The 26,534-nt window shown below is 74.1% G+C and carries 28 protein-coding genes; 16 read left to right on the top strand and 12 right to left on the bottom strand.

Annotated elements, in window-relative coordinates:
* Positions 1 to 78: 78 nt before the first annotated feature.
* From BJ993_RS13825 to BJ993_RS13785, 9 genes are all read left to right on the top strand, one after another.
* Positions 79 to 1,017: a patatin-like phospholipase family protein gene (locus BJ993_RS13825; protein WP_036550380.1), complete on the top strand. Its 939-nt coding sequence runs from the start codon at positions 79 to 81 to the stop codon at positions 1,015 to 1,017.
* 187 nt (positions 1,018 to 1,204) lie between these two features.
* A complete protein-coding gene (locus tag BJ993_RS13820) occupies positions 1,205 to 2,209 on the top strand; it encodes a 3-oxoacyl-[acyl-carrier-protein] synthase III C-terminal domain-containing protein (RefSeq protein WP_179649302.1) in 1,005 nt (334 codons plus the stop codon).
* Positions 2,200 to 3,060, top strand: a complete 861-nt coding sequence (locus BJ993_RS13815) for an MBL fold metallo-hydrolase (RefSeq protein ID WP_179649300.1) — start codon at positions 2,200 to 2,202, stop codon at positions 3,058 to 3,060. Before BJ993_RS13820 ends, BJ993_RS13815 begins: the two co-directional genes overlap by 10 nt.
* Before the next feature lie 4 nt (positions 3,061 to 3,064).
* The gene (locus tag BJ993_RS13810; protein ID WP_179649298.1) at positions 3,065 to 4,327 is read left to right on the top strand and encodes a F390 synthetase-related protein; all 1,263 of its coding nucleotides are present in this window, start codon (positions 3,065 to 3,067) and stop codon (positions 4,325 to 4,327) included.
* The gene (locus BJ993_RS13805; RefSeq protein WP_179649296.1) at positions 4,324 to 5,289 is read left to right on the top strand and encodes an NAD-dependent epimerase/dehydratase family protein; all 966 of its coding nucleotides are present in this window, start codon (positions 4,324 to 4,326) and stop codon (positions 5,287 to 5,289) included. Before BJ993_RS13810 ends, BJ993_RS13805 begins: the two co-directional genes overlap by 4 nt.
* Entirely contained in the window at positions 5,286 to 6,440 is a 1,155-nt protein-coding gene (locus tag BJ993_RS13800) for a glycosyltransferase (protein WP_179649294.1), read from the top strand. The genes BJ993_RS13805 and BJ993_RS13800 overlap by 4 nt, the downstream gene beginning before the upstream one ends.
* Positions 6,437 to 7,042: a hypothetical protein gene (locus tag BJ993_RS13795; protein ID WP_179649292.1), complete on the top strand. Its 606-nt coding sequence runs from the start codon at positions 6,437 to 6,439 to the stop codon at positions 7,040 to 7,042. The genes BJ993_RS13800 and BJ993_RS13795 overlap by 4 nt, the downstream gene beginning before the upstream one ends.
* Entirely contained in the window at positions 7,039 to 8,298 is a 1,260-nt protein-coding gene (locus BJ993_RS13790; RefSeq protein ID WP_179649289.1) for a glycosyltransferase, read from the top strand. Before BJ993_RS13795 ends, BJ993_RS13790 begins: the two co-directional genes overlap by 4 nt.
* A 308-nt stretch (positions 8,299 to 8,606) precedes the next feature.
* Entirely contained in the window at positions 8,607 to 9,884 is a 1,278-nt protein-coding gene (locus BJ993_RS13785) for a hypothetical protein (protein ID WP_179649287.1), read from the top strand.
* On the opposite strand, the gene pdxH is transcribed toward BJ993_RS13785, so the two are convergent.
* Positions 9,836 to 10,489 carry a pyridoxamine 5'-phosphate oxidase gene (gene pdxH, locus BJ993_RS13780; protein ID WP_179649285.1) on the bottom strand — a complete coding sequence of 218 codons (654 nt, stop codon included), beginning with the start codon at positions 10,487 to 10,489 and terminating at the stop codon, positions 9,836 to 9,838. The genes BJ993_RS13785 and pdxH overlap by 49 nt on opposite strands.
* 112 nt (positions 10,490 to 10,601) lie before the next feature.
* Between pdxH and BJ993_RS13775 the strand changes: the two genes are divergently transcribed.
* Complete coding sequence (locus BJ993_RS13775) at positions 10,602 to 11,705, top strand: citrate synthase 2 (RefSeq protein ID WP_036550374.1); 1,104 nt, start codon at positions 10,602 to 10,604, stop codon at positions 11,703 to 11,705.
* A gap of 185 nt (positions 11,706 to 11,890) precedes the next feature.
* Here BJ993_RS13775 and BJ993_RS13770 read toward each other — a convergent pair whose 3' ends face one another.
* Together BJ993_RS13770 and BJ993_RS13765 are read right to left on the bottom strand one after the other, a co-directional pair.
* On the bottom strand, positions 11,891 to 12,451 hold the full coding sequence (locus tag BJ993_RS13770) for a VldE C-terminal domain-containing protein (protein ID WP_179649283.1): 561 nt from the start codon (positions 12,449 to 12,451) through the stop codon (positions 11,891 to 11,893).
* Between the two features lie 67 nt (positions 12,452 to 12,518).
* A complete protein-coding gene (locus tag BJ993_RS13765; RefSeq protein ID WP_179649281.1) occupies positions 12,519 to 13,391 on the bottom strand; it encodes a LysR family transcriptional regulator in 873 nt (290 codons plus the stop codon).
* A 78-nt stretch (positions 13,392 to 13,469) separates the two neighbouring features.
* Here BJ993_RS13765 and BJ993_RS13760 point away from each other — a divergent pair, with 78 nt between their 5' ends.
* Complete coding sequence (locus BJ993_RS13760) at positions 13,470 to 14,384, top strand: EamA family transporter (RefSeq protein ID WP_179649279.1); 915 nt, start codon at positions 13,470 to 13,472, stop codon at positions 14,382 to 14,384.
* Here the strand turns inward: BJ993_RS13760 and BJ993_RS13755 are convergent.
* Positions 14,374 to 15,036 carry a FadR/GntR family transcriptional regulator gene (locus BJ993_RS13755; RefSeq protein ID WP_257026884.1) on the bottom strand — a complete coding sequence of 221 codons (663 nt, stop codon included), beginning with the start codon at positions 15,034 to 15,036 and terminating at the stop codon, positions 14,374 to 14,376. The two genes, BJ993_RS13760 and BJ993_RS13755, sit on opposite strands and share 11 nt — an antisense overlap.
* Before the next feature lie 36 nt (positions 15,037 to 15,072).
* On the opposite strand from BJ993_RS13755, the gene BJ993_RS13750 reads away from it, so the two are divergent.
* Positions 15,073 to 16,296 carry a CynX/NimT family MFS transporter gene (locus BJ993_RS13750; RefSeq protein ID WP_179649277.1) on the top strand — a complete coding sequence of 408 codons (1,224 nt, stop codon included), beginning with the start codon at positions 15,073 to 15,075 and terminating at the stop codon, positions 16,294 to 16,296.
* Here the strand turns inward: BJ993_RS13750 and BJ993_RS13745 are convergent.
* Positions 16,277 to 17,623: an aminotransferase-like domain-containing protein gene (locus BJ993_RS13745; RefSeq protein WP_179649275.1), complete on the bottom strand. Its 1,347-nt coding sequence runs from the start codon at positions 17,621 to 17,623 to the stop codon at positions 16,277 to 16,279. The genes BJ993_RS13750 and BJ993_RS13745 overlap by 20 nt on opposite strands.
* 65 nt (positions 17,624 to 17,688) lie before the next feature.
* On the opposite strand from BJ993_RS13745, the gene BJ993_RS13740 reads away from it, so the two are divergent.
* On the top strand, positions 17,689 to 18,393 hold the full coding sequence (locus tag BJ993_RS13740; protein WP_179649273.1) for a pyridoxamine 5'-phosphate oxidase family protein: 705 nt from the start codon (positions 17,689 to 17,691) through the stop codon (positions 18,391 to 18,393).
* Here BJ993_RS13740 and BJ993_RS13735 read toward each other — a convergent pair.
* Positions 18,368 to 19,030, bottom strand: coding sequence for a response regulator (locus BJ993_RS13735; RefSeq protein WP_179649271.1), 663 nt, complete (start codon positions 19,028 to 19,030; stop codon positions 18,368 to 18,370). The two genes, BJ993_RS13740 and BJ993_RS13735, sit on opposite strands and share 26 nt — an antisense overlap.
* Positions 19,027 to 20,136 carry a sensor histidine kinase gene (locus tag BJ993_RS13730; protein WP_179649269.1) on the bottom strand — a complete coding sequence of 370 codons (1,110 nt, stop codon included), beginning with the start codon at positions 20,134 to 20,136 and terminating at the stop codon, positions 19,027 to 19,029. Before BJ993_RS13730 ends, BJ993_RS13735 begins: the two co-directional genes overlap by 4 nt.
* A gap of 132 nt (positions 20,137 to 20,268) precedes the next feature.
* Here BJ993_RS13730 and BJ993_RS13725 point away from each other — a divergent pair, with 132 nt between their 5' ends.
* The gene (locus tag BJ993_RS13725) at positions 20,269 to 21,225 is read left to right on the top strand and encodes an ABC transporter ATP-binding protein (protein ID WP_179649267.1); all 957 of its coding nucleotides are present in this window, start codon (positions 20,269 to 20,271) and stop codon (positions 21,223 to 21,225) included.
* Positions 21,222 to 22,121 (top strand): ABC-2 transporter permease, encoded by a 900-nt coding sequence (locus BJ993_RS13720; protein WP_179649265.1) that lies wholly within the window; start codon positions 21,222 to 21,224, stop codon positions 22,119 to 22,121. Before BJ993_RS13725 ends, BJ993_RS13720 begins: the two co-directional genes overlap by 4 nt.
* Before the next feature lie 299 nt (positions 22,122 to 22,420).
* On the opposite strand, the gene BJ993_RS13715 is transcribed toward BJ993_RS13720, so the two are convergent.
* A complete protein-coding gene (locus tag BJ993_RS13715; protein WP_179649264.1) occupies positions 22,421 to 22,912 on the bottom strand; it encodes a GNAT family N-acetyltransferase in 492 nt (163 codons plus the stop codon).
* Positions 22,913 to 23,020: 108 nt separating this feature from the next.
* On the opposite strand from BJ993_RS13715, the gene serC reads away from it, so the two are divergent.
* Entirely contained in the window at positions 23,021 to 24,142 is a 1,122-nt protein-coding gene (serC, locus tag BJ993_RS13710; RefSeq protein WP_179649262.1) for a phosphoserine transaminase, read from the top strand.
* 158 nt (positions 24,143 to 24,300) lie between these two features.
* Here the strand turns inward: serC and BJ993_RS13705 are convergent, their stop codons facing one another.
* The 4 genes from BJ993_RS13705 to BJ993_RS13690 all read right to left on the bottom strand — a co-directional run bounded on the left by BJ993_RS13705 (position 24,301) and on the right by BJ993_RS13690 (position 26,499).
* Complete coding sequence (locus tag BJ993_RS13705) at positions 24,301 to 24,582, bottom strand: hypothetical protein (RefSeq protein WP_036550354.1); 282 nt, start codon at positions 24,580 to 24,582, stop codon at positions 24,301 to 24,303.
* Between the two features lie 110 nt (positions 24,583 to 24,692).
* Positions 24,693 to 25,187 (bottom strand): O-acetyl-ADP-ribose deacetylase, encoded by a 495-nt coding sequence (locus tag BJ993_RS13700; RefSeq protein WP_218865114.1) that lies wholly within the window; start codon positions 25,185 to 25,187, stop codon positions 24,693 to 24,695.
* Positions 25,188 to 25,197: 10 nt separating this feature from the next.
* A complete protein-coding gene (locus BJ993_RS13695) occupies positions 25,198 to 25,500 on the bottom strand; it encodes a DUF1905 domain-containing protein (RefSeq protein WP_179649258.1) in 303 nt (100 codons plus the stop codon).
* A gap of 12 nt (positions 25,501 to 25,512) precedes the next feature.
* The gene (locus tag BJ993_RS13690) at positions 25,513 to 26,499 is read right to left on the bottom strand and encodes a DNA topoisomerase IB (protein WP_179649256.1); all 987 of its coding nucleotides are present in this window, start codon (positions 26,497 to 26,499) and stop codon (positions 25,513 to 25,515) included.
* Between the last annotated feature and the right edge of the window lie 35 nt (positions 26,500 to 26,534).

The raw sequence follows: 26,534 nt of genomic DNA, 5'->3' as shown, positions 1-26,534 counted from the left end.
CCGGTACGACGAGCATTATGTCCACCGTCACGCCCGTGGGGGCTGGGGCGCGGACCACCGACCCCGGACAATGGAGCCATGGCCCGCGTCGCACTCGTCCTCGGCTCCGGAGGCGCTCGCGGCTACGCGCACCTCGGTGCGGTCGAGGAGCTCCGCTCGCGCGGCCACGAGATCGTGGCCGTCTCCGGTACGTCGATGGGTGCCGTCGTCGGCGGCCTGGTCGCGGCCGGCAAGGACCGGGAGTTCGCCGACTGGGCCTCCACCCTGACCAGCCGCCGGGTGCTGCGCCTGGCCGACCCGACGTGGGCGGGCGGCGGCGCAGCGACGGCCGAGCGGCTGATGGCGGCCCTCGACGAGCTCGTCGGCGACGTGATGATCGAGGACCTCCCGATCCCCTACACCGCCGTGGCGACCGACCTCGCCGCCCGGCGCGAGGTGTGGTTCCAGCGCGGCCCGCTGCTGCCGGCGATCCGCGCCTCGATCGCGATCCCGGGCCTGTTCACGCCCGCCGTCGTCGACGGCCGGATCCTCGTCGACGGCGGCCTGCTCAACCCCCTGCCGCTCGACCCGACCGCCGCCGCGGCCGCCGACTTCACGCTCGCCGTCTCCCTGCAGGGCCCCCGTGAGCCCAACGAGCCCTCCTCGCCCGCCCGGGGCTTCTCCGTACGACGAGCCGAGTGGGCGGCCGACCTGCGCCGCCGGTTCCGCCGCGGCGAGGCGCTCGCTGCCGTGGACGATCTCGCGGACGTCGTACCGATCGGGGCGGTGGAGGCGCCCGCCGAGGTGGGCCCGGAGGTCGACGTACGCCCGGACGTGCGCACCTCCGAGGTGGTGTCGCTGTCGTTCGACGCGATGCAGAGCCTGATCACGCGCTACCGGCTGGCCGCGCTGCCGCCCGACGTGCTGGTCACCGTGCCGCTCGGCGCCGCCCGCACGCTCGACTTCCACCGGGCCGAGGAGCTGGTCGAGCTGGGCCGCCAGCTCACGAAGCAGGCGCTGGACGACGCCGATCGTTGATGCGGATCCGGGTGGTGGGAGTTTCACCGGCCGGCCGGTGAAACTCATGGTTGGACGACGAAGTTTCATCGTCCAGGCATGAGTTTCGTCGTCCAAGGACGCCAGTTTCACCGGCCGGCCGGTGAAACTCACGGGACCGCCACGCACGCCGGTTATCCTCCGAGTCACCACGACGAAGGGGGACCCGGTGCCAGCGCAGTCATCTCGGGAGAAGCGCGCACTCCGCATCCTCGGCACCGGCGCCGCGCTGCCGGACGAGGCGCTCACCAGCGCCGAGCTCGACGAGCGCCTCGGCCTCCCCGCCGGCACGGTCGAGGCGCGGACCGGCGTCCGGGTGCGGTACGTCGAGCGCGGCTCCGCCGCCGAGCTGGGCGCTCGTGCCGCCCGCAAGGCCCTCGCGGCCGCCGGGGTCGACCTCGACGACGTGGACGTGATCATCGGCGCCAGCGCGACGCCCGACCAGCCGCTGCCCTGCAACGCGTCGCTGATGCACGAGCAGCTCGCGCCGGGGCGGCCGATCCCCGCGTGGGACGTCAACGCCAGCTGCATGAGCTTCCTCGTCGCCCTGGACCTCGCGGCGACCCTCGTCGACGCCGGGCGCCACGAGCGGATCCTCATCGTGTCCTCCGACCTCGCCTCGGTCGGCCTGGACTGGGACGACCTCGGCGCGTCCGGGATCTTCGGCGACGGAGCCGCCGCGGCGGTCGTCGGTCCCGCCGGCGAGACCGGGTCGGCCGTGCTGTCGTCGGGCTTCGAGACCTACAGCGAGGGCGCGCACACGTGCGAGATCCGCGGTGGCGGCTCGCGCTACGCCCCCGACCGGGTCGAGGGCGAGTACGCCGACTGGGGCCGCTTCCGGATGGACGGCGGCGCCGTGTTCCGGCTGGCCTTCCGCCACCTGCCGCCGTTCGTGGCGGGCCTGCTCGCCGAGGCGGGCGTGACGATGGACGAGCTCCCGGTCGTCGTACCCCACCAGGCGAGCCACCACGGTCTCGACTGGGTGCGCCAGCAGTTCGGAGTCGGCGACCGGCTGGTCGACATCTACGCCGACCACGGCAACCAGGTCGGCGCCTCGCTGCCGACGGCGCTGCACACCGCGATCGAGAGCGGTCGCCTGCAGCGCGGCGACCACACACTCCTGCTCGGCACCGGCGCCGGGATCAGCCTGGGCGGGATGGTGCTGTGCTACTGACGATCGAGCAGCCCGAGGTCACCTTCCACTGGCTCCGCGTGGGCCACTGCAAGGGTCCCGAGGCGCTGGCGCGGCAGGGCGGGCGGCTGCGGCCGGTCGAGTTCCCGTCGTACGTCGGTGCGCTGCACCACCCGAGCCACGGCTGGACGCTCTTCGACACCGGCTACTCGCAGCACTTCTTCGACGCGACCCGGCGGCTGCCCGAGCTGCTCTACCGCACCACCCTGCCGGTGAGCCTGCCCGACGAGGAGCACCTGCCGCGCCAGCTCGCGGCGCTCGACGTCGACCCGGTCGACGTACGCCGGATCGTGGTCTCGCACTTCCACGGCGACCACGTCGGCGGTCTCCTCGACCACCCGCGGGCGCGGATCATCGCCGGTGCCTCCGGCGCCGAGCACGCGCTGTCGCTGCGCGGGTTCAATGCCACCCGGCACGCGATCCTGCCGGCGCTGCTGCCCGACGACCTGCGCGACCGGCTCGACCCGGTCGACGGGTTCCCGTCACTCGCCGTCGCTGGGCTGCAGACCTGGGACCTGCTCGGCGACCGCAGCCTGCTCGCCGTGGACCTGCCGGGCCACATGCCCGGCCACCTCGGCCTGCTCTTCACCTCCGGCGGCCGGCAGGTGCTGCTGGTCGGCGACGCCGCGTGGACGACGCGCTCCTTCCGCGACCTCAAGCCGCCGTCGCGGCTGGCGAAGGGGGTCATGCACGACTGGCCCAGCACCGTCCGCACGCTCGGGGTGCTGCACGAGCTCGACGCCGCCAACCCCGGCCTGCTCGTACTGCCGGCGCACTGCCCGGAGGGCCACGCGGCGTGGACCGCGGGCGCCACCGGAACCGCCGGGGCCTGAGCCGATGCCCGGAAGCCAGGCGGCGGTCGCCGCCTCGTTCGCCCGCGAGCGCTGGCTCCTCCCCGGCGTGTACGACGCCGCGCGGGCCCGTGCGCTCGAGCGGTTCCTGCGCGAGGACCTCCCCCGGGCGTCCTTCTACGCGGGCCTCGCCGGCCGACCGCTGGGGGACCTCCCGGTGGTCGACAAGCGCACCGTGCTGGCCGACTTCGCGGCCTTCAACCGCTACGGCATCACCCTCGAGCAGGCGCTCGCCGTCGCCGAGGCGGCCGAGCGCTCCCGCGACTTCACCGCCACCCTGCCGGGCGGCGTCACCGTCGGGCTGTCGTCCGGCACCACCGGCACCCGCGGCGTCTTCCTCGTCTCGGAGCAGGAGAGCCGCCTGTGGGCAGGGATCCTGCTCGGTCAGATGATGGCGCCCGCGTCCCTGCGCGTGCTCGCCCGGCGACCGCTCCGGGTCGCGCTCTTCCTCCGCGCCAACAGCAATCTCTACGAGACCCTCGACAGCCGACGCGTGGCGTTCTCGTGGCACGACCTGACCGTCCCGGTCGAGGACCACCTGCCCGACCTGCCCGGCACCGACGTCCTCGTCGCGCCGGCGAGCGTGCTGCGCCGGATCGCTGCGTCGAAGCCGGCCGGGCTGCGGCCGATCCAGGTCATCTCCGTCGCCGAGACCCTCGACCCCGAGGACGAGGCCGTCATCCGCGGGTCGTTCGGCCTGCCGGTCGAGCAGATCTACCAGGCCACCGAGGGCCTGCTCGCCGTCAGCTGTCCAGCCGGGCGGCTGCACCTCAACGAGGGCCACGTGCACATCGAGCCGGAGTGGATCGACCACCGCCGCTTCCACCCGGTCGTCACCGACTTCACCCGCACCACCCAGCTCGTCGTCCGGCACCGCCTCGACGACGTGCTCCTCGCCGCGCCGGGTCCGTGCCCGTGCGGGCGTCCGGGCCGCAGCATCGCCGCCGTCCTCGGCCGCGCCGACGACGTGCTGACGCTGGCCGGCGACGGAGGCGCCGTGCCGGTCTGGCCCGACGCGCTGCGCCACGCCGTGGCGCTCGCCGGCGAGCTCGGCGACTACCGGATCGAGCAGCACGGCGACGAGTGGCGGGTCGCCGTGACCGGCCTGCCCGCCGGGATCTCCCGCGTCGGCGTGGAGATCGAGCGGCTGGCGGAGCGGCTGCGCGCGCGGCCGCCGGTCGTCGTACCCATGGGGTGGCCGGTGGAGGCCCCGGACCAGAAGCGCCGTCGGATCAGGAGGGTCTCGTGAGGCTGTTGGTGACCGGAGCGTCCGGGTTCGTCGGCGGACGGCTCGTGGAGAGGGCGCAGGAGGCCGGGCACGAGACCTTCGGGATCGGCCGGCGGCGGCTCGACCGCGACGACTACGCCAGCGTCGACCTCGGCCGCGTCGGCGACCCGGCGGGGCTGCCCGCGCTGCCCTGGCAGCCCGACGCCGTCATCCACTGCGCGGCCCGCGCGACGCCGTACGCACCCCGCAAGGCCTACGACCGCGACAACGTCACCGCCACCCGCACCGTCGTCGAGTGGTGCCGGCGGCTCGGCAACCCGCGGCTGGTGCACGTGTCGTCGAGCTCGGTGCTCTACCGCGACGGCGACCAGCTCGACCTGACCGAGGAGTCGCCGGTCGGCCCGACGTTCGCCAACGACTACGCCCGCACCAAGGCCGAGAGCGAGGCCGTCGTCCGCGAGTACGACGGCAGCTGGGTCGTCGCGCGCCCGCGCGCCGTCTTCGGGCCGGGCGACACGGTGCTGTTCCCGCGGATCATCGCCGCCGCGAAGGCCGGCCGTGTCCCGCGGCTGACCGGACGTGCCGAGCCTGCCGTCGGCGATCTGATCTATGTCGACAACCTGGCGGCCTACCTGATCGAGCTGGCAGCCCGGCCCGAGCTCGGCGGCGTCTACCACCTGACCAACGCCGAGCCCGTGGAGATCCAGGCGATGCTGCTCGAGGTCATCGACCGGCTCGGCCTGCAGCCGCCGACCCGCGAGGTCAGCCTGACCACGGCGATGCGCGCGGCGACCGTGCTGGAGCGGGCGTGGCGGCTGCTGCACCTGCCGGGCGAACCGCCGATCACTCCCTACGGCGTCGGCGTGCTGAGCTGGTCGAAGACGTTCGTGCCCGACAAGATGCTCCGCGACCTCGGCACGCCCCGGGTGTCGGTGGCCGAGGGCGTCGACCGGTTCGTCGCGTGGCAGCGGGAGCGCCTGTGAGTCGCCGAGCCACCACCGCCGCTGCCGTCGGCTACCTGGGCCTGCAGGCGGCGAAGGCCGCGATCACGCTGCGCACCGCCTCCCGTGCGCCCGCGGCCGTCGAGCCCGGCCCCGCCGAGATCGGGAAGGTCGTCGTCGTGCAGCCGATCCTCTCCGGCGACCCGGGCCTGGAGGACGCGCTGCGCGACAACCTGCTGTCGCTGGACGGGGCGCGATTCTGCTGGCTGGTGGACGAGGACGACCCGGAGGCGCAGCGGATCGTCGGCCGCCTCCGCGACCAGCTCGCACGCTCCGGCGCGACCGGCACCCGCCTCGACATCCGCATCTGCCCACCCGCCCCCGACGGCACCAACCCCAAGCTCGCCAAGCTGCAGCCCGCCCTGGACGAGGCCGCGGACGACGAGATCTTCCTCGTGCTCGACGACGACACCCGTCTGCCCCGGGCGAGCCTGGGCGCGCTGCTCGGCGGCCTGGAGCGGGCGACGCTGGCGACCGGCCTGCCGGCGTACCTCCCGGGCGGGACGCCGTGGGCGCAGCTCGTCGAGCAGTTCGTCGACAACAACGCGGCCATGACCTACCTGACCCTCGACCCCGTCACGATCAACGGGATGACGTGGGCGATGCGGGTGCGCGACCTGCGCTCGCTCGGCGGGTTCACGCCGATCCTGCGCAATCTCACCGACGACCTCGCCGTCGCGGGCGCCGTGCAGCGCACTGGCGGGACCATCTGCCAGACCGCGTCGCCGCAGTGGATCACCACGACGGTCGACTCCCCCGGCGCCTACGTCCGCCTGCTTCACCGCTGGATGCTCTTCGCCAACCTGCTGCTGCGGCGCCAGCCGCTGAGGACCGTCGCCGCGATCAGCGTCCTGCACGGCACCCACCCGAACCTGCTGTGGGCGGTGCTCCTCGGGACCGTCCGCGAGCGGCGTCTCGGGCCCCTAGCGGCGCTGCTCGGTGGACGGTTCCTGCTGCTGCGGCTGGTCCAGCTGCGCATCTACGGACGGCCGCTGCACCGCCCGGGGATCTCGCTGGTGTCCGAGCTGGTGCAGCCCCTCCACCTGGGGCACGGCGCCGTGCAGCGGACCATCCGGTGGCGGACGCACACCTACCGCGTCGTCGCCGACGACGACTTCCGGGAGGTGCGGTGAGGCTCCAGGTCCTCCACCTGACCGGCCAGAGCGACCCGCGCAGCTGCGCGCTCTCCCCCGTCCAGCAGGCCTTCCTCGACGACCTGCCCGTGCCGGAGGCCGCGAAGGTCCGGCTGAACTTCCCGTACGACGCCACGCTGGCGCCGTACCGTGCCGTGCCGTTGTGGCTGGGCAGCCTCCGGCACCTCGTGCTCTTCCTGCGGGTCCGGCTCCTCAGGGCGGGCTGGGCCGCGACACACCGACCGCGGGTCGAGGAGCAGCTCCGCAGGGCCGAGCACACCCTCGTCCTGGCCGGCTCGATCGGCCTCGACCTGCTCGGGCGGCTGGACCTTCCCCGCGACGTCCTCGACCGGCTCACCGTCGTCGCGTACGGCGCCGTCGCCACCCGGCCGCCGGACTGCCGCACGATCCGGGTCGCGAGCAGCAGCGACCACCTCGCGCGGTGGTGGCCGCGCGACCTCGAGGTCGCCGCGGGGCACCTGGACTACCTCGCCTCGCCGGAGCTCGCGGCGCTCTGCCGGCGGCTGGCCGTCGAGCTGACGCCCGCCCCGGTCGTCGAGGAGGTTGCGCAGCAACCGTCACGAGACGCACTGGACGCATGAAGCACGTCGACCTCGTCGCGCCCCCGATGGCCGGGCACCTGCACCCGGTGCTCGGCATCGCCGAGCGCCTGGCCGCGGAGCCCGGCCTGTCCGTGCGGGTGGTCAGCACCGCCGCCGCACAGCCGGCGATCCGCGCCGCGGGCCTGACCGGGCAGGCGCTGCTGGACGGCGCCGACGAGGTCATCGAGACGGTCGTGAACCCGCCGTACCGGATCGGCAGCAACCCGCGGAGGCTCTTCCGCCAGTTCCGCGCCGCGGTGCGGCTGCAGCAGGACTTCCGGGCCGAGCTGCTGGCCCTGTGGGAGCAGGGACGGCCCGACCTGGTCATCGCCGACTTCACGATGGGCGCCGTCGGCACCGCCGCCGACGAGGCCGGCCTGCCCTGGTGGACGGTCCACCCGTCGCCGTGCGCGATCGAGGGACGGAGCGGTCCGCCGGCGTACCTCGGCGGGTGGCGGCCGGGCGTCGGGCTGCCCGGCCGCGCCCGCGACGCGATCGGGCGCCGGTGGGTGCGCGGCTTCAAGCGGATCGCTCCGCGGCTGGCCGGGGTGCGGCTCGCCGACGTCGGCGTGGAGCGGATCTACCGCCCCGACGGCTCCGAGGCGATCTACTCCGCCGACCGCACCTTCGCGCTCACCCCCGCCGCGATCGAGTACGAGCGCCACCTCCCCGCCGCCGTCCGGTACGCCGGCCCGGTGCTGTTCACCCCGCCCGTGGACGCCGCTCCCGTGACCCTCGCGCCGGGCCGGCGGCACGTCCTGCTCACCGCGGGCACGCACCTGCCCTGGCACAAGCAGGCGCTACTCGACACGGCCGTCGCCGCCGTCGCGGACCTGCCCGACGACGTGATGGTGCACCTGACCCTCGGCGGCTGCGCGGGCCCCGTCGGCGGACCCGGAGTCGGGCTGCCGGAACGGGTGGTCGTGCACGACTACGTCAGCTACGCCCGCGACCTCCCCCGGTTCGACGCGGTCGTGCACCACGGCGGGGCGGGCGTGCTCGGCCACACGCTGGCGGCCGGCCTGCCGTCCGTGGTGTGGCCGGTGGACTACGACCAGTTCGACCACGCCGTGCGACTCGTCGATGCGGGCGTCGCCGTACGCCTCTTCCAACCCGCCGGACTCGCGAACCGGATCCGCCAGGTCCTCGACGACCCCCGGTACCGTCGCGCCGCCCAGCAGGTCGCCGCCGACATCGCCGCCCGTCCCGCGGTCGACCTCATCGCCGACGAGGTCCGCGCCCGCCTCCTCCCCTGACCCCCTCCCGCCGAGTTGCCGCTTCGGCCGCGCGACTTGCCACTTTCGTCGGTCGACTTGCCGGTGTCGTCGGTCGACTTGCCGGTTTCGTCGGTCGACTTGCCGGTTTCGTCGGTCGAGATCGCACGAAGGGGCAACTCGACGCACCTCACCGGCAACTCGGCGGGCGGAACCGGCAACTCGGCGGGCGAAACCGGCAACTCGGCGGGCGGAACGCACAAGTCGGCGGGTACGACGGCCGCGTCCCACGCCCGCGCGGGTTATCGGATTCGGCCACGAAATCGGCATCTGCGGGGCATCATGCGCCCATGGACATGGGGCAACCGTCGGACGAGCGCGCCCAGCTGGACGCGCTGATCTCTGCGGCCGCACCCGACCCGCTCCCCGCCGGGCAGGCCCTCCCCCTGCTGCAGCAGTCGGGCGAGAAGGATGCGGCGGTCCTCGGGCGACTCGCTTATCACGCGCTGACCGGTGTCGACCCCGGGGAGGGCGACCCGCCCCCGCCCGGTGAGGTCGCTCCCGGCTTCCCGCCGTTCGCGGCCGAGGTGCTGATGCGCGCCATCTGCGGCCCGGACCACCGGCGCCCGACGGCGCAGGCGCTGCTCATCGTGCTGGACACGGTGCCGCTGGCGTCCTGGCCGGGCGCCGACCAGCCGTTCGTCACGCTCGGCGAGGCGGCGCCGGCAGCAGTGGCCGACGTGGCGCCGGCGACCGTCGAGACGCCGGTCGTGGACCGCGCACCCGCCACGGTCGAGACTCCCGTCGTCGCCCTGCCCGAGCCTGAGGTCGAGCCCGAGGCCGAGCCCGCGGTCGAGGTCGAGGTCGACGAGGAGGTCGAGGAGCGCGCTCCCGAGCCGAGCGTCGCCGCGATCCACCATGACGAGTTCCGCAGCCTGCTGACCCCGTCGCGGGCGGTGCCGCGGTTCGACCCGCTGAACGACCCGCTCACCGATCCGTGGGATCCCGACACGGGCGAGATCGCCCGCATCGACCTTGACCTCGTGACCGGTACGACGGAGCCGGAGCCGGTCGTCGAGGAGCCGGACGCCATCGAGGCCGACGTCGAGCCCGTCGAACCCGAGCCCGTCGAACCCGACCCCGAGCCGGTCGACGAGGTCGTCCAGGAGGTCGAAGAGGTCGAGGAGGAGGTCGTCGACGACGGGCCGCGCGGCATGCACGACGAGTTCCGCAACTTCGTCTCGCCGAGCTTCGCGGTGCCCCACTTCGAGCCGCTCGAGGGCACGCTGCCGGCGGGGAGCGACCGGGTCCGGCGGCGTCGTACCCGGAAGTCCTCGCGGGACGTGGAGCCCGAGCCGGCCAGGGAGCCGGCGAAGCCCGCCAAGGCCCCGAAGGCATCAAAGGCATCGAAGCCCCCGAAGGTGCGCGCCGAGCGGACCCCCGTCGCGAACGCCTCGTCCGACGACGACCGGCGCCAGACCCTGCTCCTGGTGGGCGTGATCCTGGTCCTGATCATCCTCGGCGTGCTCTGGGCGACGCAGAACGGCGGCGACGAGGACAGCAACGGGGCCGGTGCGCCTCAGGGCGCGAGCCGGGTGACCTCCCAGCCATTCGACGCCCTGCCGTAGCGGATCCGGTCGTGCAGGCGGCCGGGCCGGCCCTGCCAGAACTCGAAGGACGCCGGCTCGACCCGGTAGCCACCCCACTCCGGGGGCACCGGGACGTCCTGGCCGGCGAAGCGCTCCTCCGCCTCGCGGTGGCGCAGCTCGAGCTCGTCGCGCCCCGCGACCACCTGGGACTGGGGTGAGGCCCACGCGCCCAGCTGGGAGCCCCGCGGCCGCGAGGCCCAGTACGCCGCCACGTCGCCGGCCGGCAGCGGGCGAGCGAGCCCCTCGACCCGCACCTGCCGCTCGAGCGGGTGCCACGGGAAGAGCAGTGCACAGCGGGACTCGTGGGCCAGCGCCGCGCCCTTGCGGGAGGCGGTGTTGGTGAAGAAGCGGAAGCCGTCCGGCCCGACGCCCTTCAGCAGCACGGTCCGGGCGGACGGCGCGCCATCGGGGTCGACGGTGGCGACGACCATCGCGTTCGGCTCGTGCAGGCCCGCTGCGGCCGCCTCGTCGAACCACTGCTGCCACAGCTGCCAGGGATCCGCGCCGGCACTCGCCTCGTCGAGCCCGGCGTCGCCGTACTCCGCTCGCAGGGCGGCCAGGTCCACCGATCGGTCATCCGACATGGACCCAATCTAGGCCGCGGCTCCGAGGCCCGATGCGGGGTGGGGCAGAATGCCTGTGGCCCGCGGCCTGCCGGCTCCCGGCCGGCCGCCCGAAGGAACGAAGGAGTCGCCGATGGTCGAGGTACACCACGGACTGGAAGGCGTCGTCGCCTTCGAGACCCAGATCGCGGAGCCGGACAAGGAAGGCTCGGCGCTGCGCTACCGCGGCGTCGACATCGAGGACCTGGCCGGCCGGGTCCCCTTCGAGAACGTCTGGGGCCTGCTGATCGACGGCTCGTTCACCCCCGGCCTGCCGCCGGCGGAGGCGTTCAGCCTGCCGGTCCACACCGGTGACGTCCGCGTCGACGTCCAGGCCGCGATCGCGATGCTGGCGCCGGCGTTCGGCTTCGGCCAGACCTATGACATCTCCGACGAGCAGGCCCGCGAGGACCTCGCCCGGGTCGCCGTGATGGTGCTGTCGTACGCCGGCCAGTCGGCCCGCGACATCCACCTGCCCGTCGTACCCCAGCGGCTCGTGGACGAGGGCAGGACCCTCGCGGAGAAGTTCCTCATCCGCTGGCGCGGCGAGGCCGACCCCAAGCACGCGCACGCGATCGACGCCTACTGGTCGTCGGCCGCCGAGCACGGCATGAACGCCTCCACCTTCACCGCGCGTGTCATCACCTCCACCGGTGCCGACGTGGCGGCTGCCTTCTCCGGCGCCATCGGCGCGATGAGCGGCCCGCTGCACGGCGGCGCCCCCTCGCGTGTGCTCGGCATGATCGAGGAGGTCGAGAAGTCGGGCGACGCGCGTGCCTACGTCAAGGGCCTGCTGGACTCCGGCGAGCGGCTGATGGGCTTCGGCCACCGCGTCTACCGGGCCGAGGACCCGCGCGCGCGGGTGCTGCGTCGTACCGCCAAGGAGCTGGGCGCCGCCCGCTACGAGGTGGCCGAGGCGCTCGAGCAGGCCGCCCTCACCGAGCTGCGCGAGCGTCGCCCCGACCGCGTGCTGGAGACGAACGTGGAGTTCTGGGCGGCGATCGTCCTCGACTTCGCCGAGGTCCCGGCCAACATGTTCACCTCGATGTTCACCTGCGCCCGCACGGGTGGCTGGTCGGCGCACATCCTGGAGCAGAAGAAGACCGGTCGCCTGATCCGTCCGTCGGCGGTCTACACCGGCCCCTCGACCCGCCCCGCGAGCGACATCGAGGGCTGGAACCCCGACTGGGCGAAGTGACGTCGTAGCCCCAACGGGCCCGTACGACGGGGGGAGCTGCCAGCCGGCGGCTCCCCCCGTCGGCCGTTTTCGCCGCGAAGTGTGAGGGTTTCTCCTGCGAAGTGCGAGGGTTTCTCCATCGAGATGTCACGTCTCGATGGAGGGGAAGACGCACTTCGGCGGAGAAAGCCTCACACTTCGCGCCCTCAGAGGCGCCCCACGAACCAGGAGGTGTGGCCGGCGGCCGCGCTCCGGGTGAGGGAGACGTGCACGTGGTCGAGGTGGCGCAGGGTGCGGGAGCAGCGACGCAGGGACGGGCAGGAGGAGCTGCGGTAGGGGCGCGGCTCGAAGCCGTCCCACGCCGACCAGATCCGGTCGTTCCAGATGAGGTACATGATGCCCATCCGCCGGGCGAGGGCGTCGGCCTCGCCGGCCGCGTCGGCCGCGTCGGCCGCGAAGAGGTCACGCATCAGGCGGGCGACGCGGGCGCGGTCGGCCGGGCGTCGTACGTCGACGGACCAGTCGAACGCGCGACCCTCCTGGTGCTCCGAGCGGCTCCCGCCGCAGGCGCGGGAGATCCCGCCGAAGCGGCCGCCGTACCTGTTCACCGTCCAGCGGGCGAACAGCACGGTGCCCGGCTTGGCGGCGGGCGCGCAGCGCGTCGCCGGCTGGTACGGCGCGTAGCCCTCCAGCTCCGCGGCAGCGGCCGGGCGCGCGAGCGCCAGCGAGGTGACGACGACGAGCAGGAGCAGGGACAGGCGGCGCACGGTTCCTCCAGGCGGATGACAGATCTGTCCGATCGGCAGGGCCGACGGCGACCTGAGCGGGGGCCTGTCAGACCGTGATGCCCAGCTGCCCCAGGAGTACGACGGCCGCGGGCGCCGGCCCGAACGGGCTCCACGCGACGTGCTCGGTGCGGCCGGGACCGCCCACCACGGGGATCGAGACGAGCTCCGGGAGATGTGCCACGAAGGTCGACGGCAGCAGGGCGACGGCGAGGCCGGCGCGCAGGATCCGCGCCATCAGCAGCATGTCGGTCACCTCGAACGCGACCTCGCGGACCAGTCCCGCGCGCTCGAAGGCGAGGTCGGTCTGCAGCCGGCCCGGGCTCGTCGCCGGGAAGTCCACGAAGGTCTCGTCGGCCAGCCGGTCGAGCCGGAGGCGTCGCCGGCCGGCGAGTGGGTGGTCCGGCGCGACGACGGCCCGGTGCCGGTCCCGGGCCAGCACGCGGCTGGCGACCCCGGCGACCTCCTGCCCCTCGGGCAGACCGAGGAAGGCGAGGTCGAGCCTGCCCTCCGCCACGCTCCGGACCAGCTCGTCGCTGCTGCCGCTGGCGAACCGCACCTGGACGCCTGGGTGCTCGGCGCGGAAGGCCTGGAGCGTGGCGGGGACGTCGACCGCGGCGACCGTCGGGATGACACCGACCGACAGGGGGCCGCGGATCTCGCCGGTCGCGGCGGCGACCTCGGCGGCCGCCCGGTCGGCCGCCTCCAGGCACTGCCGCGCGACGGGCAGGAAGGCCTCCCCCGCCGCGCTCAACCGCACCTGGCGGCTGGTGCGGTGGAACAGCCGGGCGCCGAGCTCCTGCTCCAACCGCGCGACCTGGTGGCTGAGGGCGGACTGGACGACGAAGCACCGCTCAGCCGCGCGGGTGAAGCTGCCGAGCTCGGCGACCGCCACGACATATCTCATCTGCTGGAGCTCCATCGATCAATCGTGCATCACGATCGATCCGATGAAAAGCATGCGTTGGACTCATCAATGAGGAGGCCGCAGGCTGGATGCATGACCACCGCCACCGTCTCCGCCCCGGCGCCCAGCTCCGACACGGCAGCCGGCTCCACCGCCGCGCTCACCCTGCTCACCGCGCTGGCGCCCATGGTGTGGGGCACGACGTACGTCGTCACCACCGAGCTGCTGCCGCCCGGGCACCCGCTCTTCGCCGGCCTCCTCCGCGCGCTGCCCGCGGGCCTGGTCCTCCTGGTCCTGCTCCGCCGGCTGCCCGAGGGCGTGTGGTGGTGGCGCGCACTGGTGCTCGGCACCCTCAACATCGGCCTCTTCTTCCCGCTCCTCTTCGTCGCGGCCGAGCGGCTTCCGGGTGGTGTCGCCGCGACGGTCGGTGCGATCCAACCGCTCCTCGTCGTCCTGCTCGCGCTCCCCGTCCTCGGCGAGCGGCCGACCCGGTCGCGGGTCGGCTGGGCGCTGACCGGCGCCGCCGGCGTGGCCCTGGTCGTCCTCAACCCGGCGGCCGAGCTCGATGCGCTGGGCATGGTGGCGGGCGCCGGTGCGGCGCTGTCGATGGCGGCCGGCATCGTGCTGACCCGGCGCTGGGGCCGGCCGGACGGCGTCTCCTCGCCGGTGCTCGTGAGCTGGCTGCTCACCGCCGGCGGGCTGGTGCTGCTGCCGGCCACCTTCCTGGTGGAGGGTGCTCCCCCGGCGATCGACGGCCCGGCGGCTGCCGGCTACCTGTGGCTGGGCGGTGTCGGCGGGCTGGCGGCGTACCTGCTCTGGTTCCGCGGGGTCGGCCGGCTCCCGGTCGCCGCCACCGCGCTGCTCGGCCTGCTGTCTCCGGTGGTCGCCGCGACCCTCGGCTGGCTGCTGCTCGGCCAGGACCTTCGCCCGGTGCAGCTCGTCGGGTTCGCCGTGGCACTGGCGGCGATCGTCGGCGGCCAGCTCGCCGCCTCCCGGGTCAGCGCGTGACGTGGTCGAGCAGCTCGGCGCCGGCCGCGGCGGCCCCGTCGGCGTCGCCACGGCGGATCGCCTCGAGCACGGCGTCGTGCTCGGGGAGCATGGCCGGGTAGCCCTTCGTCGGGTCGTCGATGCTGGCCCGCAGGGTCTCCACGAGGCCGTCGTAGAGCTCGCTCAGCAGCGGGTTGTGGGCGGCCGCGACGACCGCGACGTGGAAGTCGACGTCGGCGTCGACGAAGCCGGCGCCGTCACCGGCGTCGAGCGCCGCGAGTCGTCGGGCGGCGATGGCGTCGAGCGCCGCCAGGTCCGCCCGTGTACGACGACCGGCGGCCAACGCCGCGGCCCGTACCTCGATCGCGTGCCGCACCTCCAGCAGGTGCTCGATCTCGACGCGCTCCGCCTGCCGGCGCATCAGCGCCTGGACCTCGGTGGTGGCGGCGACATAGGTCCCGTCGCCGCGGCGTACCTCGAGGACGCCGACGTGGGCGAGCGCCTTGACCGCCTCGCGGACGGTGTTGCGGCTGACGCCGAGGTCGGCGGCGAGCTGCGGCTCGGGCGGGATCCGGGTGCCGAGGGTCCACTCGCCGGTGGCGAGCAGGGCGCGCATGCCTTCGATGGCCTGGTCGACCAGGGAGGTGGGAGCGGCGGGAGCCAGCGGCATCATTCGTCCAATCATCCGATGTCTGTCATGCTAGGGGACATGGCCACCGTCGTCCACCAGATCCCCACCGGTGCCACCCCATCATCCCCCGGCCCGGACGCGGCCTCGCGCCGCCGAGCCGGGGCCGGACTGGTCCTCGCGGTGCTCCTGATCGCGTTCAACCTGCGGATCGCGGTCACCAGCCTCGGCGCGCTGCTCGACCGCCTCGGCGACCTCGGCGTCTCCGCGACCACGCAGGGCCTGCTGACCTCGCTGCCCGTGCTCTGCTTCGCCCTCGTCGGCGCCACCGCGATGGCCGTGACCCGCTGGATCGGCGTCGACCGCGGCCTCGCGCTCGCGCTCGTCATCCTCACTGCCGGCCTCGTGCTGCGCGTCCTCGACGGCACCCCCGCGCTGCTCGCCGGCACCTTCGTCGCCTGCGCGGGCATCGCCCTGGCCAACGTGCTGATCCCGGCGATCGTCAAGGAGCACTTCCCCGGCCGCGTCGGCGCGATGACCGGCGCCTACACCGCCGTCCTCTCGCTCGGCTCCGCCGCCGGGGCCGCCCTCGCCGTGCCCCTCACCAACGCGACCGGCACCTGGCGCCTCGGCCTCGGCCTGTGGGCGCTCGTCGCCGTCGCCGCCGCCCTCGCCTGGGCGCCCTTCGCCCGCGGCCGCGCCGTCGCGCGCTCCACGGAGCGCGGCGCGTCGATGTGGCGCAGCCCGACCGCGTGGGCCGTGACGGTCCTCTTCGGCACGCAGTCCCTCTACGCCTACGTGATGATGAGCTGGCTCCCGAGCCTGTACGCCGACGCCGGCTTCAGCGACGAGACGGCCGGCCTGCTCCTGGCGATCAGCATCGTCATCGGCGTCCCCTTCTTCTTCCTCGTCCCGAGCGTGGCCGGCCGGCTGCGCCACCAGGGCCACCTGGTCGCCGGCCTGACCCTGCTGACCGTGATCGGCTGGACCGGCCTGTGGGTCGCCCCCGAGGGCGGCGCCTGGGTCTGGGCCGCCCTGCTCGGCGCCGGCGGCGCGGTGTTCCCGGTCGTGCTGCTCTGCTTCGCGCTGCGCACCTCGACCAGCGCGGACACCGCCGCGCTGTCCACGATGGGCCAGAGCGTCGGCTACCTGCTCGCGGCCGGCGGTCCGTTCCTGATCGGCACCCTGCACCACGCCACCGGCGGCTGGGCGCTCCCCTGTGCGCTGCTCGTCGGGCTCGGAGTCGTCCAGGTGAGCGCCGGCTACCTCGCGGGGCGGCCGGTCGTCATCGGCGCGCGCCGCTGAGCGAGCCGACCAGCTCCGCCAGCGCGCGATCCAGCTCCTCGTCGGTCGGGCCGCCGAAGCCGACGACCAGACCACTGAGCCGCGCCGTCCGGCAGTAGTCGCGCAGCAGATTGACCCGGAAGCCCGCCTCCTCCGCCGCGGCCCGCGCCCGGGCGGCCCGGGCGTGCGGCAGCAGCCACGTCGAGTACATCCCGGCGACCGGCCCCGCGAGCTCGCCGTACGGCTCCAGCGCGGCGACCACCCGCGGCGCCCGCTCCGCGTAGACCCGGCGCGCGGAGCGGACCACCGCGTCGACGTACCCGTCGCGCAGCAGGGTCACCATCGCCCGCTGCACCGGCCACGGCGGCGCGTCGTGGATCAGGTCGCGGTGGCGGTCGAAGGCGTCGAGCAGCCGGTCCGGTACGACGGTCCAGCCGAGCCGCAGCGAGGGCAGGATCGACTTGGACGCGGTCCCCAGGTAGGCCACCTGCTCGCGGTCGAGCGTGGCGAGCGCCGGCACCGGCGCGACGTCGTACCGGAACTCCGAGTCGTAGTCGTCCTCCACCACCAGCGCCCCGTCCCGGCGGGCGGTGGCCAGGAGCGTGAGCCGGTCCGCGGCCGGCATCACCCGCCCGAGCGGGTGCTGGTGCGCCGGCGTCGTGTACGCCGCCACGCAGCCGGCGAGGTCGTGCACGGGCTCCAGCGCGGGCAGGTCGCGCACGGTGCGCCCGGACTCGAGGACGGTGGCCACCGCCGCGCGGTAGCCGGGGTCCTCGACGGCGACCGGGCCCCGCGGGAGGACGGCGAGGAGGTGCCGCAGGCCGGCGCCGGTGCCGCCGGTGATTCGCACGCGGTCGGCGTCGACGGCGAGCCCCCGGGTGCGGCCGAGGCGCTCGGCCACCAGGGTGCGCAGCTCGAGCAGGCCGCGCGCGTCGTCGTACCCCCGCGGCGGGGTGGCCGAGGACACCTCGCGCCACGCCCGGCGCCAGACGGCCTCGTGGCGTGGGTCGATCCACGGCGTGCCCGCGTCGAGCATGACCAGCGGACGCGTGGGAGCCGGCGCCCGGCGGCGCGCGGGCCGCGCCGCACCCTCGGCGCCGGCACCCCCCGCGACCCAGGTCCCCGACCCCTGCCGGGCCTCGAGCCAGCCCTCGGCGAGCAGCTGGTCGAATGCCTGCTCCACCACCGACCGCGACACCCCGAGGTCGGCGGCCAGCCGCCGGGAGGAGGGCATCCGGTCGCCGCGGTCGAGGACGCCGTCGAGGACCAGCCGGCGGACCTGGTCGGCCAGCTGGGTGCCGAGCGGACGGGGGTCGGCGCGGTCGAGACGGACGGGGAGAGTCAGCATTGGCCTGTCCAAGTCGATCGGAACTGGCCCGTGCGCGCAGGCCACTTGTCGCCCACGATGGTGCCATGAGCACCGTGACCGAGGCGAGACTCGAGCCCACCGGACGCACCCGGATCAACCGCGGCCGCAACCGCGCCGTCGCCGACCGTGCGGAGCTGCTGGACCTGCTGGCCGATGCACTGGTCGCCCACGTCGGCGTCCAGGCGCCCGGCACCGACGGCCGGCCCGGCCACCCGGTGGTGCTGCCGACGGCGTACGCGGTCGACGTGGACGGACCCGACGCGGGCGGGACGCTCTACGTGCACGGCTCCGTCGCGGCCCGGTGGCTGCGCGCGTCGGTCGATCGAACGGTCTGCGTCACGGTCACCGAGCTCGACGGCCTGGTCGCCGGCCGCTCGGCCTTCCACCACTCGATGAACTACCGCTCGGCCGTGGTGATCGGTCGGGCGCGCCTGGTCGACGACCCCGACGAGCGGCAGCACGCGCTCGACCTGATCGTCGACCACATGCTCCCCGGACGCGCGGCGACGCTGCGCCCGAGCACCCGCAAGGAGCTGGCCGCGACGGCGGTGCTCGCGGTCCCGCTGCACGAGGCATCCATGAAGGCCCGCGCCGGCGGCCCGGTCGACGAGCCCGAGGACGTCGAGGCCGGCGTCTGGGGCGGGCACGTGCCGGTGCGCCGGGTGATCGACGCGCCGGTCCCCGCCGAGGACAACCTCCCCGGCCTCGCGGTGCCCGACGACGTCAGCGGCGCAGGCCGGACTCGATAGCGAAGACGACCAGCTGGGCCCGGTCGCGCGCCTGCAGCTTCACCATCGCTCGGCTCACGTGGGTGCGGACGGTGTCGGGGCTGACGACCAGCTCGGCGGCGATCTCCGCGTTGGACCGGCCGGTCGCGACCCAGCCGAGGATCTCGCGCTCCCGCTCGGTCAGGTCGCCCAACCGCGGGTGCGGCTTCTCAGCGCCGCGGGTGCCGAAGTGGTCGATCACTCGGCGGGTGACCGACGGGGCGAGCAGCGAGCCGCCCTCGGCGACCACCCGCACCGCGTCGAGCAGCGCCGTCGGCTCGGCGTCCTTGAGCAGGAAGCCACTGGCGCCGTTGCGCAGGGCCTCGAAGACGTACTCGTCCAGCTCGAAGGTCGTCAGCACGACCACCCGCACGTCCGCGAGCGACGGGTCCGCCGCGACCTCGGCGAGCAGTGCCAGACCGTCCATCACCGGCATCCGGATGTCGCAGAGCACGACGTCGGGTGTCGTACGCCGCAGCAGCGCGAGGCCCTCCCGGCCGTCGGCGGCCTCGCCCACCAGCTCGAGGTCGGGCTCGGCGTCGACGAGGGTGGCCAGGCCCATCCGGACCAGCGGCTGGTCGTCGACCAGCGCGACCCTGATGCTCCCGCCCGCCCTCATGCCGGGAGCACCACGGTGACCTCGAAGCCGCCGTGCTGCTGCGGCCCGGCCCGGAAGGTGCCGCCGATCGCGGTCACCCGTGCCCGCATGCCGCCGATGCCCATGCCCTCATCCTGCACCTCGCCGCCGCGGCCGTCGTCGGAGACGCGCAGCGCGACCGAGTCGCTCCCCCGCTCCCACACGATCGTCGCGGTGGTCGCGACCGCGTGCCGCAGCACATTGGTCAGCGCCTCCTGCAGCACCGCGTACGCCGCCTCGCCGACCGGCTCCGCGAGCGTGCCCGGGTCACCGATCACCTCGACCCGCAGCCCGGCCGAGCGCACCCGCTCCACCAGCGCCGGCACCGCCTCGACGCCCGGCGCGGGCCGGCGCGGCGCCGGCTCCCCCGCGATCGTCGCGAGCTCGTAGCGCAGCGACTCGAGCGCCTCGCGGCTGGTGGCGCGGATCGCCTCCAGGCTCTCCCGCGCCTTGGCCGGGTCGCGGTCCAGCACGTGCAGCGCCACCCCGGCCTGCATCGCGATCACTGCGAGCCCGTGGCCGACACCGTCGTGCAGGTCCTGGGCCATCCGCAGCCGCTCCTCGGTCGACGCCCGCTCGACCCGCTCCGCGCGCGCCTCGAACCGGTTGCGCGTCGCGGTCGCCACGGCCCCGGCCGCGAGCACGACGCCGAACATGCCGATGCCCTGCCACAGGCTCTTGTGGGGCTCGTCCGCGTACCACTGCCAGCGTCCCGCCAGCCCACCCGCGAGCAGGGCGGCGCCGACCAGCGCGCCGGGCAGCCAGCGGCGGACGGCGACCACCGAGGCGACGAGGAAGGTCGCGGTCGGCAGGGCGAGGAAGATCGGCCCGTCGGCGTACCCGAGCGCGAAGTAGGCGCCCGACAGCGCGCCGGACGCGAGGAGCGGCCCCGAGGCCAGCGCTCCCGGCAGCACCGGCAGCACCGCCGGCACCGTCGCGAGCACGGCCAGCAGCACCCCACCGAGGACCGCGTTCTCGACGTCGTTCTTCCCGTTGGAGGCCGCGGTGCCCAGCAGGACGATCGCCAGCACGGCCCACGGCCACCACGAGCGGTGGGCGCGGTGCATCTCGGCCAGGGAGTGGTTCATGGCACCGAGGCTAGGCGCGCCGCGCCCCACGCGTGTACGACGACGGGCGCCGTCGGCGTACGCAGTCCTGCGTACGCCGGAGCCGCGCTCCGTCGGACGCGCGAAAGGCGCGGCCGCAGCACGCTGGAGGACATGAACGCACACGACACGGTGGCCTCCACCGACAACCTCACGAAGGTGTACGGCGACCGGGTCGCCGTGGACAAGGTGACGATGACCGTGCGGCGCGGCGAGGTCTACGGCTTCCTCGGGCCCAACGGCGCCGGCAAGACCACGACCCTGCGGATGCTGCTGGGCCTGATCCGGCCGACCTCCGGCACGGCGTACGCGACCTCGCCGGTCGGCGCGCTGATCGAGGGCCCCGGCTTCTTCCCCTACCTGTCGGGTCGCGCCAACCTGCGCACCCTCGCGCGGTACCGCGGCTTCGACGACGCCGAGGTCGAGCGGGTGCTCGAGCGGGTCGACCTGGCCGGCCGCGGCGACGACAGGTTCAAGGGCTACTCGCTCGGCATGAAGCAGCGACTGGGCGTCGCCGCCGCGCTGATGGGCGACCCGGAGCTGATCGTCCTCGACGAGCCGACCAACGGCCTCGACCCCGCGGGCATGGCCGACATGCGCGCACTCGTCGTCGACCTGGCCCGCGGCGGTCAGACCGTTCTCCTGTCCAGCCACCTGCTGGCCGAGGTGCAGGAGATCTGCCACCGCGTCGCCGTGATCAACGACGGCCGGCTCCTGCGGGAGGGAGGCGTGGCCGAGCTCCGCGGGGGCATCTCGATCCGGGTCCGGGCCACCCCCGAGCCGGAGGCGCTGGCGGTCGCGATGCGGTTGGCCGGCGACGACGGCGTACAGCGCACCACCGACGGAGCCCTGCAGCTGACCCTGCCGCCCGACCAGGCCCCACGGGTCACCCGTGAGCTGGTCAGCGCCGGCATCGACGTCCACGAGATCACCGCCGCCGAGCGCAGCCTGGAGGAGGTCTTCTTCGACCTCACCTCCGGTGACAGCTCCGGCAGCACCACCAGCAGCACCTCCGGCAGCACCTCCGGCAGCACCTCCGGCAGCACTGCACCCAAGGATGCCGTCCGATGAGCGCCACCACCGCACCCCGCACCGTCGTACCGTCCACCGGCCTCGTCGCCAGCACTCTGCGCAGCACCCGCGCCGAGCTCGGCCGGCTGCGCGCCTGGCCCGCCGTGTGGATCACCCTCGGCGCCTGGCTCGCGCTGAGCCTGATGTTCGGCTACCTGTTCACCTACCTGTCCTACACGACCGGCGACGCCAGCTTCGCCGACGAGGGGACCACGCAGGCCGAGCAGCTCGCCCGGCTCCTGCCGGACGCCGTGCCCAACGTCTTCCTGCAGGGCATGCCGATGTTCGGCGGCGCGCTGATGATGGTGCTGGGCGCGCTCGTGGCCGGCAACGGCTACGGCTGGGGCACGTGGAAGACCGTCTTCTCCCAGGGGGTACGCCGCAGCTCCGCCGTCATCGGCTCCGTCACCGCGCTGACCGTGTTCGTCGTCGCGACCCTGGCCGTGACGCTGGTCTTCGACCTCGGCATCTCCCTCGTCATCACCGCGACCGAGGGCCAGGACGTCGTGCTGCCGTCGCTCGGCTCGACGGCGGAGGCGTTCGGCGCGGGCTTCCTCGTGCTCGAGATGTGGGCGGTGCTCGGCTTCGCGCTCGGCACCCTCGCCCGCGGCCCGGCCCTGTCGGTCGGCCTCGGCCTGGTCTGGGCGCTGGTCGTGGAGAACCTGCTGCGCGGCGTCGGCCAGCTCCTCTCGTGGGTCGAGGCACTGACCGAGGTGCTGCCCGGGACGAGCGCCGGCTCGCTGATCGGCTCGATCGTCGGGGTCGGCGAGGGCGACGGGACACCCGGCGTGCTCGACACCGTCCCGGGTCCGCAGGCGGCGCTCACGGTCACCGTCTACATCGTCGCCGCGATCGCGCTCAGCCTGCTGCTGGTCCGCCGTCGCGACGTCGCCTGAAGTCTTTACCTTCACGCGTGTTTGGGGCGGGCGGCCCCGGGCATGGACCGGTCGGGAGAACTGAGCGGCCGTCCATCTCGGGGCCGCTCAGCCCGTTTTTGGGGCTCCGCCGGGCTCGCCGTCAGGACGTCATACGAATCGAGCGTCATCGCGCGCGGTTCGCATGACGTCACCCGCTTGCGGCGGCCCCTGGCCCGGGAGGTCATGCGAAACGGTCGTCCGGGCGACCACTTCGCATGACGTCCGGACGTCCGCCCCGGATCGTCGCCCGACTGTCGGGGCTCGCCGGCACGCGGACCTCAACCAGCCGCGGCGATCCGCTTCCCGAAGCACCGCGACAACGGGTAGCCGGCGTAGAAGCCGAAGCCCGGGATCTCCACGTAGCCCTCGCTGAGGTAGAGCGCGATCGCCTCCGGCTGCTTCAAGCCCGTCTCGAGGACGACGAGGTCGTGCCCCGCCGCGGCCGCGGTCGACTCCAGCTCCGCCAGCACGGCCCGCGCGAACCCCCGCCCCCGCCGCTCCGGGACGACGAACATCCGCTTCACCTCGACCGCGCTGGACCCGCCGAGGGCGTGGACCGGCGAGCGACGCCAAGCGCCCGTCGCGACCGGGTCCGCGCCGTCGTACCCGACGAGGAAGAGGCCCTCCGGCGGGTCGAAGAGCGCGGGGTCGACGGGGCTCTCGTCGGGCGATCCGTAGCGCTCGACGTACTCCCGCTGGACGCGGGCGACGAGGCTCGTCGCGTCGGGGTGGAGGTAGCCGACGGGGCGGAGGTCGAGCGGGGCTTGCATGGCGAAACCGATTGAACACGGGCGTGATCTGCCTGTCACAATGGGGACATCTCTGACAGCGTCGTCAGCCTGTCCTCTCTGCCTGTGCCGATCGAGAAGGTTGACCACGTGACCGACATCCAGATCCCCGCTGACCTCAAGCCCGCCGACGGCCGCTTCGGCGCGGGACCGTCGAAGATCCAGACCAGCCACCTCGACGCGCTGGCCGCGACCGGCGACGCGCTCATGGGTACGTCGCACCGCCAGGCACCCGTGCGGAACACCGTCGGCCGCGTCCTCGAGGGCCTCGCCGACCTGTTCTCGCTGCCCGAGGGCTACGAGGTCGTGCTCGGCAACGGCGGCGCGACCGCGTTCTGGGACATCGCCGCGTTCGGGCTGGTCGAGAGGAAGTCGCAGCACCTGGCGTTCGGCGAGTTCTCGTCGAAGTTCGCGTCGTCGGTGAAGGCCGCGCCGTGGCTCGACGAGCCGTCGGTCATCAAGGCCGACCCGGGCTCGCGGCCGGTCGCCGTCGCCGAGGAGGGCGTCGACGCCTACGCCTGGGCCCACAACGAGACCTCGACCGCCGTGATGGCCCCCGTCGTGCGGCCCGAGGGCACCGAGGGTGCGCTGGTCCTCGTCGACGCGACGTCGGGCGCCGGCGGCCTGCCGGTCGACCTGACCGAGTCGGACGTCTACTACTTCGCCCCGCAGAAGTGCTTCGCCTCGGACGGCGGCCTCTGGTTCGGCATCTTCAGCCCGGCCGCGATCGAGCGGGCCGAGCGGATCGCCGCGTCGGAGCGCTACATCCCGCCGTTCTTCGACCTCAAGACGGCCATCGACAACAGCCGCCTCAACCAGACCTACAACACCCCGTCGGTCGCCACCCTGTTCCTGATGGCCGAGCAGCTCGACTGGATGAACGGCCAGGGCGGGCTCAAGGGCATGGTCGAGCGGACCACCGCGTCGTCGGACGCCCTCTACGGCTGGGCCGAGCGGACGTCGTACACGACGCCCTACGTGGCGGACCCGAGCCACCGCTCGCTGGTCATCGGCACCATCGACTTCGACGACGCGATCGACGCCGCCGCGGTGGCGAAGGTGCTGCGCGCCAACGGGATCGTCGACACCGAGCCCTACCGCAAGCTCGGCCGCAACCAGCTGCGGATCGCGATGTACCCGGCCATCGACCCGGCCGACGTCGAGGCGCTGACCCGGTCGATCGACTACGTGGTGGAGCAGCTCGGGGTCTGAGCGGGGCGGCTGGCGGGAGTTTCACCGGCCGGCCGGTGAAACTCATGGCTGGACGACGAAGTTTCGTCGTCCAGGCATGAGTTTCGTCGTCCAAGGACGGGAGATTCACCGGCCGGCCGGTGAATCTTGTGACAGGAGTGACGCCCCCCGCGGCCCGATCAGGCCATCACGTCCACCCGTGGGGCCCCGAGCGCGACCATCAGGTCGCGCCGGGCCTCGCCGGTGACGGCACCGGGCGTGGCGAGGGCCTCGGCGACCGAGCGCCGCAGGTCCTTGTGCTCGTGGAAGTGGTGCAGCGCCGCGGAGCGCCACTCGTCGGCACTCGCGGGAGCGGCGGGCACGGGGGCCAGCGCGATGACGTCGCGGCCGCGGGCCAGGCTGCCCGCGCAGACGAAGGCGACGACGACCAGCAGGGCTGCTGCGAGGAGCTCGATCGACATGGTCCGCACCTTTCGTCGGGGCTGGTTGGTTCGGTAGCGGACCAACGACGCCCGGGCGCGTGCGGTGACGACCGGTCAGTGGATTCGGGACGAAGTCCCGGCCCGTGGCCTCAGAGCCGCCGCACGATGAGCTCGTACGACGACCGGCCGAACGCCACCATCCGCGCGAGCTCGACCCGGGTGGGCGTCCCCCGGAGGGTCTCGAGCGCGGCGTCGACCGCGTCCTCCTGCGGCCACCCGTAGGCGCCGGCGCTGACCAGCGGGAAGGCGACGCTGCGGGCGCCGAGATCGTCGGCGACCTCGAGCGCGCGGCGGTAGCAGGAGGTGAGGAGCGACCGGTCCCGCTCGCCCCGGTGGTGGTTCGGGCCGACGACGTGGATCACCCAGCGGGCCGGCATGTCTCCCGCCGTCGTCCAGCCGGCGTCGCCCGTCGCCAGCCCGTCGGGGAAGCGCCGCCGGCAGTCCTCGAGCACGGCGGGCCCGCCGGCGCGGTGGATGGCGCCGTCCACGCCGCCGCCGCCCCGCATCGCCCGGTTGGCGGCGTTGACCACGGCGTCCACCTGCTGCGCGGTGATGTCGCCCTCGACGACCTCGATCTCCATCAGCGGGTCCTCCTCAGACCGTCCGCAGCCGAACGCGGCACGGGCCGCCCTCGACCAGTCCCTCGGCGGCGCGGACCGCCTTCTTCACCGGCAGCACGAAGGTCTTCTCCTCGGCGCTCGGGAACACCGACGTCCGCCACGTGCTCGCCCCGATGTTGACCTCCACCCGCACGCTGCCGAAGCCCTTGCGCGGACCGGCCTCGTCCAGCAGGTCGGAGACCTCGAAGGGCAGGCTGACGAAGAACCACGCACCACCGGTCTCCTCGTCGCGGGCCTGCCAGCGCCACAGGTCGGCCGTGAACTCGTGCTCGGTCACGAGCCGATCGTGTCACCGACCACCGACCAGGCGCAGCGTCGCGCGCTCCAGCGCCGCCCGGCGGGCGTCCGGGTCCACCTCGCCGGCCGTACGACGGACGGCGGCCCGGATCGTCCGGTCCTCCTCGTAGGCGTCGACGACGCGCGGGTCCACGTACGCGGAGCGGGCGAGGGCGGGCGTGTTGCCGAGGAACTCGGAGACCTCCCGCATCGCGGCCGCCACGGCTCGCTTCCGTGCGGTCTTCGACGACTCGGACGCCGGCGGCGCCTCGGCGAGCGCCGCGGCCGCCAGCACGGTCCCGTGCCAGGTGCGGAAGTCCTTGGCGGTCACGTCCAGTCCGCTGACGCCGCGCAGGTACTCGTTGACGTCGGTCCCCGTCACGTCCAGCAGCCTCCGGTCCGACCGGCGGCGCCGGCGCCGCCGGTCGAGCGCCTCGACGGCCACGACGTCGTCGATCTCCACGTGGTGCTCGACCCCGGACTTGCCCATGAACTCGAACACCATCGCGTCCCCCGACCGGCGCACGTGCTGGCGCTCGAGGGTGGTCAGCCCGAACGAGCCGTACTCCTCGGCGTACATGTCGTTGCCGATCCGGAAGCAGCCCAGGTCGATCAGCCGGACGGCGAGGGCGCAGGTCGCCTTCTGCCCCAGGTCGTCCTCGCCGAGGTCGGCGAGCACCTCCTCACGGATCCGCGGCAGCCGGCGCCCGAGCCCGATCACCCGCGCGTGCTTCTCGTCGCTGCGGCGGGAGACCCAGTCCGGGTGGTAGATGTACTGGCGACGGCCGGCGTCGTCGGTGCCGACGGCCTGCAGGTGCCCGTTCGGGAACGGGCAGATCCACACGTCGCGCCAGGCCGGCGGGATCACCAGCGCGCGGCACCTGTCGGCGTCCTCGGCGGGCAGCGGCCGGCCGGACTCGTCGAGGTGAACGAAGCCTCGCCCGGCGCGACGCCGGGTCCAGCCCGGCTGGTCGGGTGAGCTGCGACGGAGACGGGCCACGGCTCGTCGGTATCCCGCGACGCCCGGTTCAGCCT

Source organism: Nocardioides aromaticivorans (assembly GCF_013408525.1).
In the GTDB taxonomy this organism is placed as follows: Bacteria; Actinomycetota; Actinomycetes; order Propionibacteriales; family Nocardioidaceae; genus Nocardioides; species Nocardioides aromaticivorans.
This window is presented reverse-complemented; position numbering and strand designations above follow the sequence as displayed.

Bases quoted from the DNA above. Each gene is read 5' to 3' on its own strand.
- BJ993_RS13725 (WP_179649267.1), top strand. From the start codon at position 20,269: ATGAACGCACACGACACGGTGGCCTCCACCGACAACCTCACGAAGGTG.
- BJ993_RS13760 (WP_179649279.1), top strand. From the start codon at position 13,470: ATGACCACCGCCACCGTCTCCGCCCCGGCGCCCAGCTCCGACACGGCA.
- BJ993_RS13810 (WP_179649298.1), top strand. From the start codon at position 3,065: ATGCCCGGAAGCCAGGCGGCGGTCGCCGCCTCGTTCGCCCGCGAGCGC.
- pdxH (WP_179649285.1), bottom strand. From the start codon at position 10,489: ATGTCGGATGACCGATCGGTGGACCTGGCCGCCCTGCGAGCGGAGTAC.
- BJ993_RS13705 (WP_036550354.1), bottom strand. From the start codon at position 24,582: ATGTCGATCGAGCTCCTCGCAGCAGCCCTGCTGGTCGTCGTCGCCTTC.
- BJ993_RS13750 (WP_179649277.1), top strand. From the start codon at position 15,073: ATGGCCACCGTCGTCCACCAGATCCCCACCGGTGCCACCCCATCATCC.
- BJ993_RS13825 (WP_036550380.1), top strand. From the start codon at position 79: ATGGCCCGCGTCGCACTCGTCCTCGGCTCCGGAGGCGCTCGCGGCTAC.
- BJ993_RS13755 (WP_257026884.1), bottom strand. From the start codon at position 15,036: ATGATGCCGCTGGCTCCCGCCGCTCCCACCTCCCTGGTCGACCAGGCC.
- BJ993_RS13775 (WP_036550374.1), top strand. From the start codon at position 10,602: ATGGTCGAGGTACACCACGGACTGGAAGGCGTCGTCGCCTTCGAGACC.
- BJ993_RS13785 (WP_179649287.1), top strand. From the start codon at position 8,607: ATGGACATGGGGCAACCGTCGGACGAGCGCGCCCAGCTGGACGCGCTG.
- BJ993_RS13715 (WP_179649264.1), bottom strand. From the start codon at position 22,912: ATGCAAGCCCCGCTCGACCTCCGCCCCGTCGGCTACCTCCACCCCGAC.
- BJ993_RS13790 (WP_179649289.1), top strand. From the start codon at position 7,039: ATGAAGCACGTCGACCTCGTCGCGCCCCCGATGGCCGGGCACCTGCAC.
- BJ993_RS13720 (WP_179649265.1), top strand. From the start codon at position 21,222: ATGAGCGCCACCACCGCACCCCGCACCGTCGTACCGTCCACCGGCCTC.
- BJ993_RS13730 (WP_179649269.1), bottom strand. From the start codon at position 20,136: ATGAACCACTCCCTGGCCGAGATGCACCGCGCCCACCGCTCGTGGTGG.
- BJ993_RS13745 (WP_179649275.1), bottom strand. From the start codon at position 17,623: ATGCTGACTCTCCCCGTCCGTCTCGACCGCGCCGACCCCCGTCCGCTC.
- BJ993_RS13735 (WP_179649271.1), bottom strand. From the start codon at position 19,030: ATGAGGGCGGGCGGGAGCATCAGGGTCGCGCTGGTCGACGACCAGCCG.
- BJ993_RS13740 (WP_179649273.1), top strand. From the start codon at position 17,689: ATGAGCACCGTGACCGAGGCGAGACTCGAGCCCACCGGACGCACCCGG.
- BJ993_RS13765 (WP_179649281.1), bottom strand. From the start codon at position 13,391: ATGGAGCTCCAGCAGATGAGATATGTCGTGGCGGTCGCCGAGCTCGGC.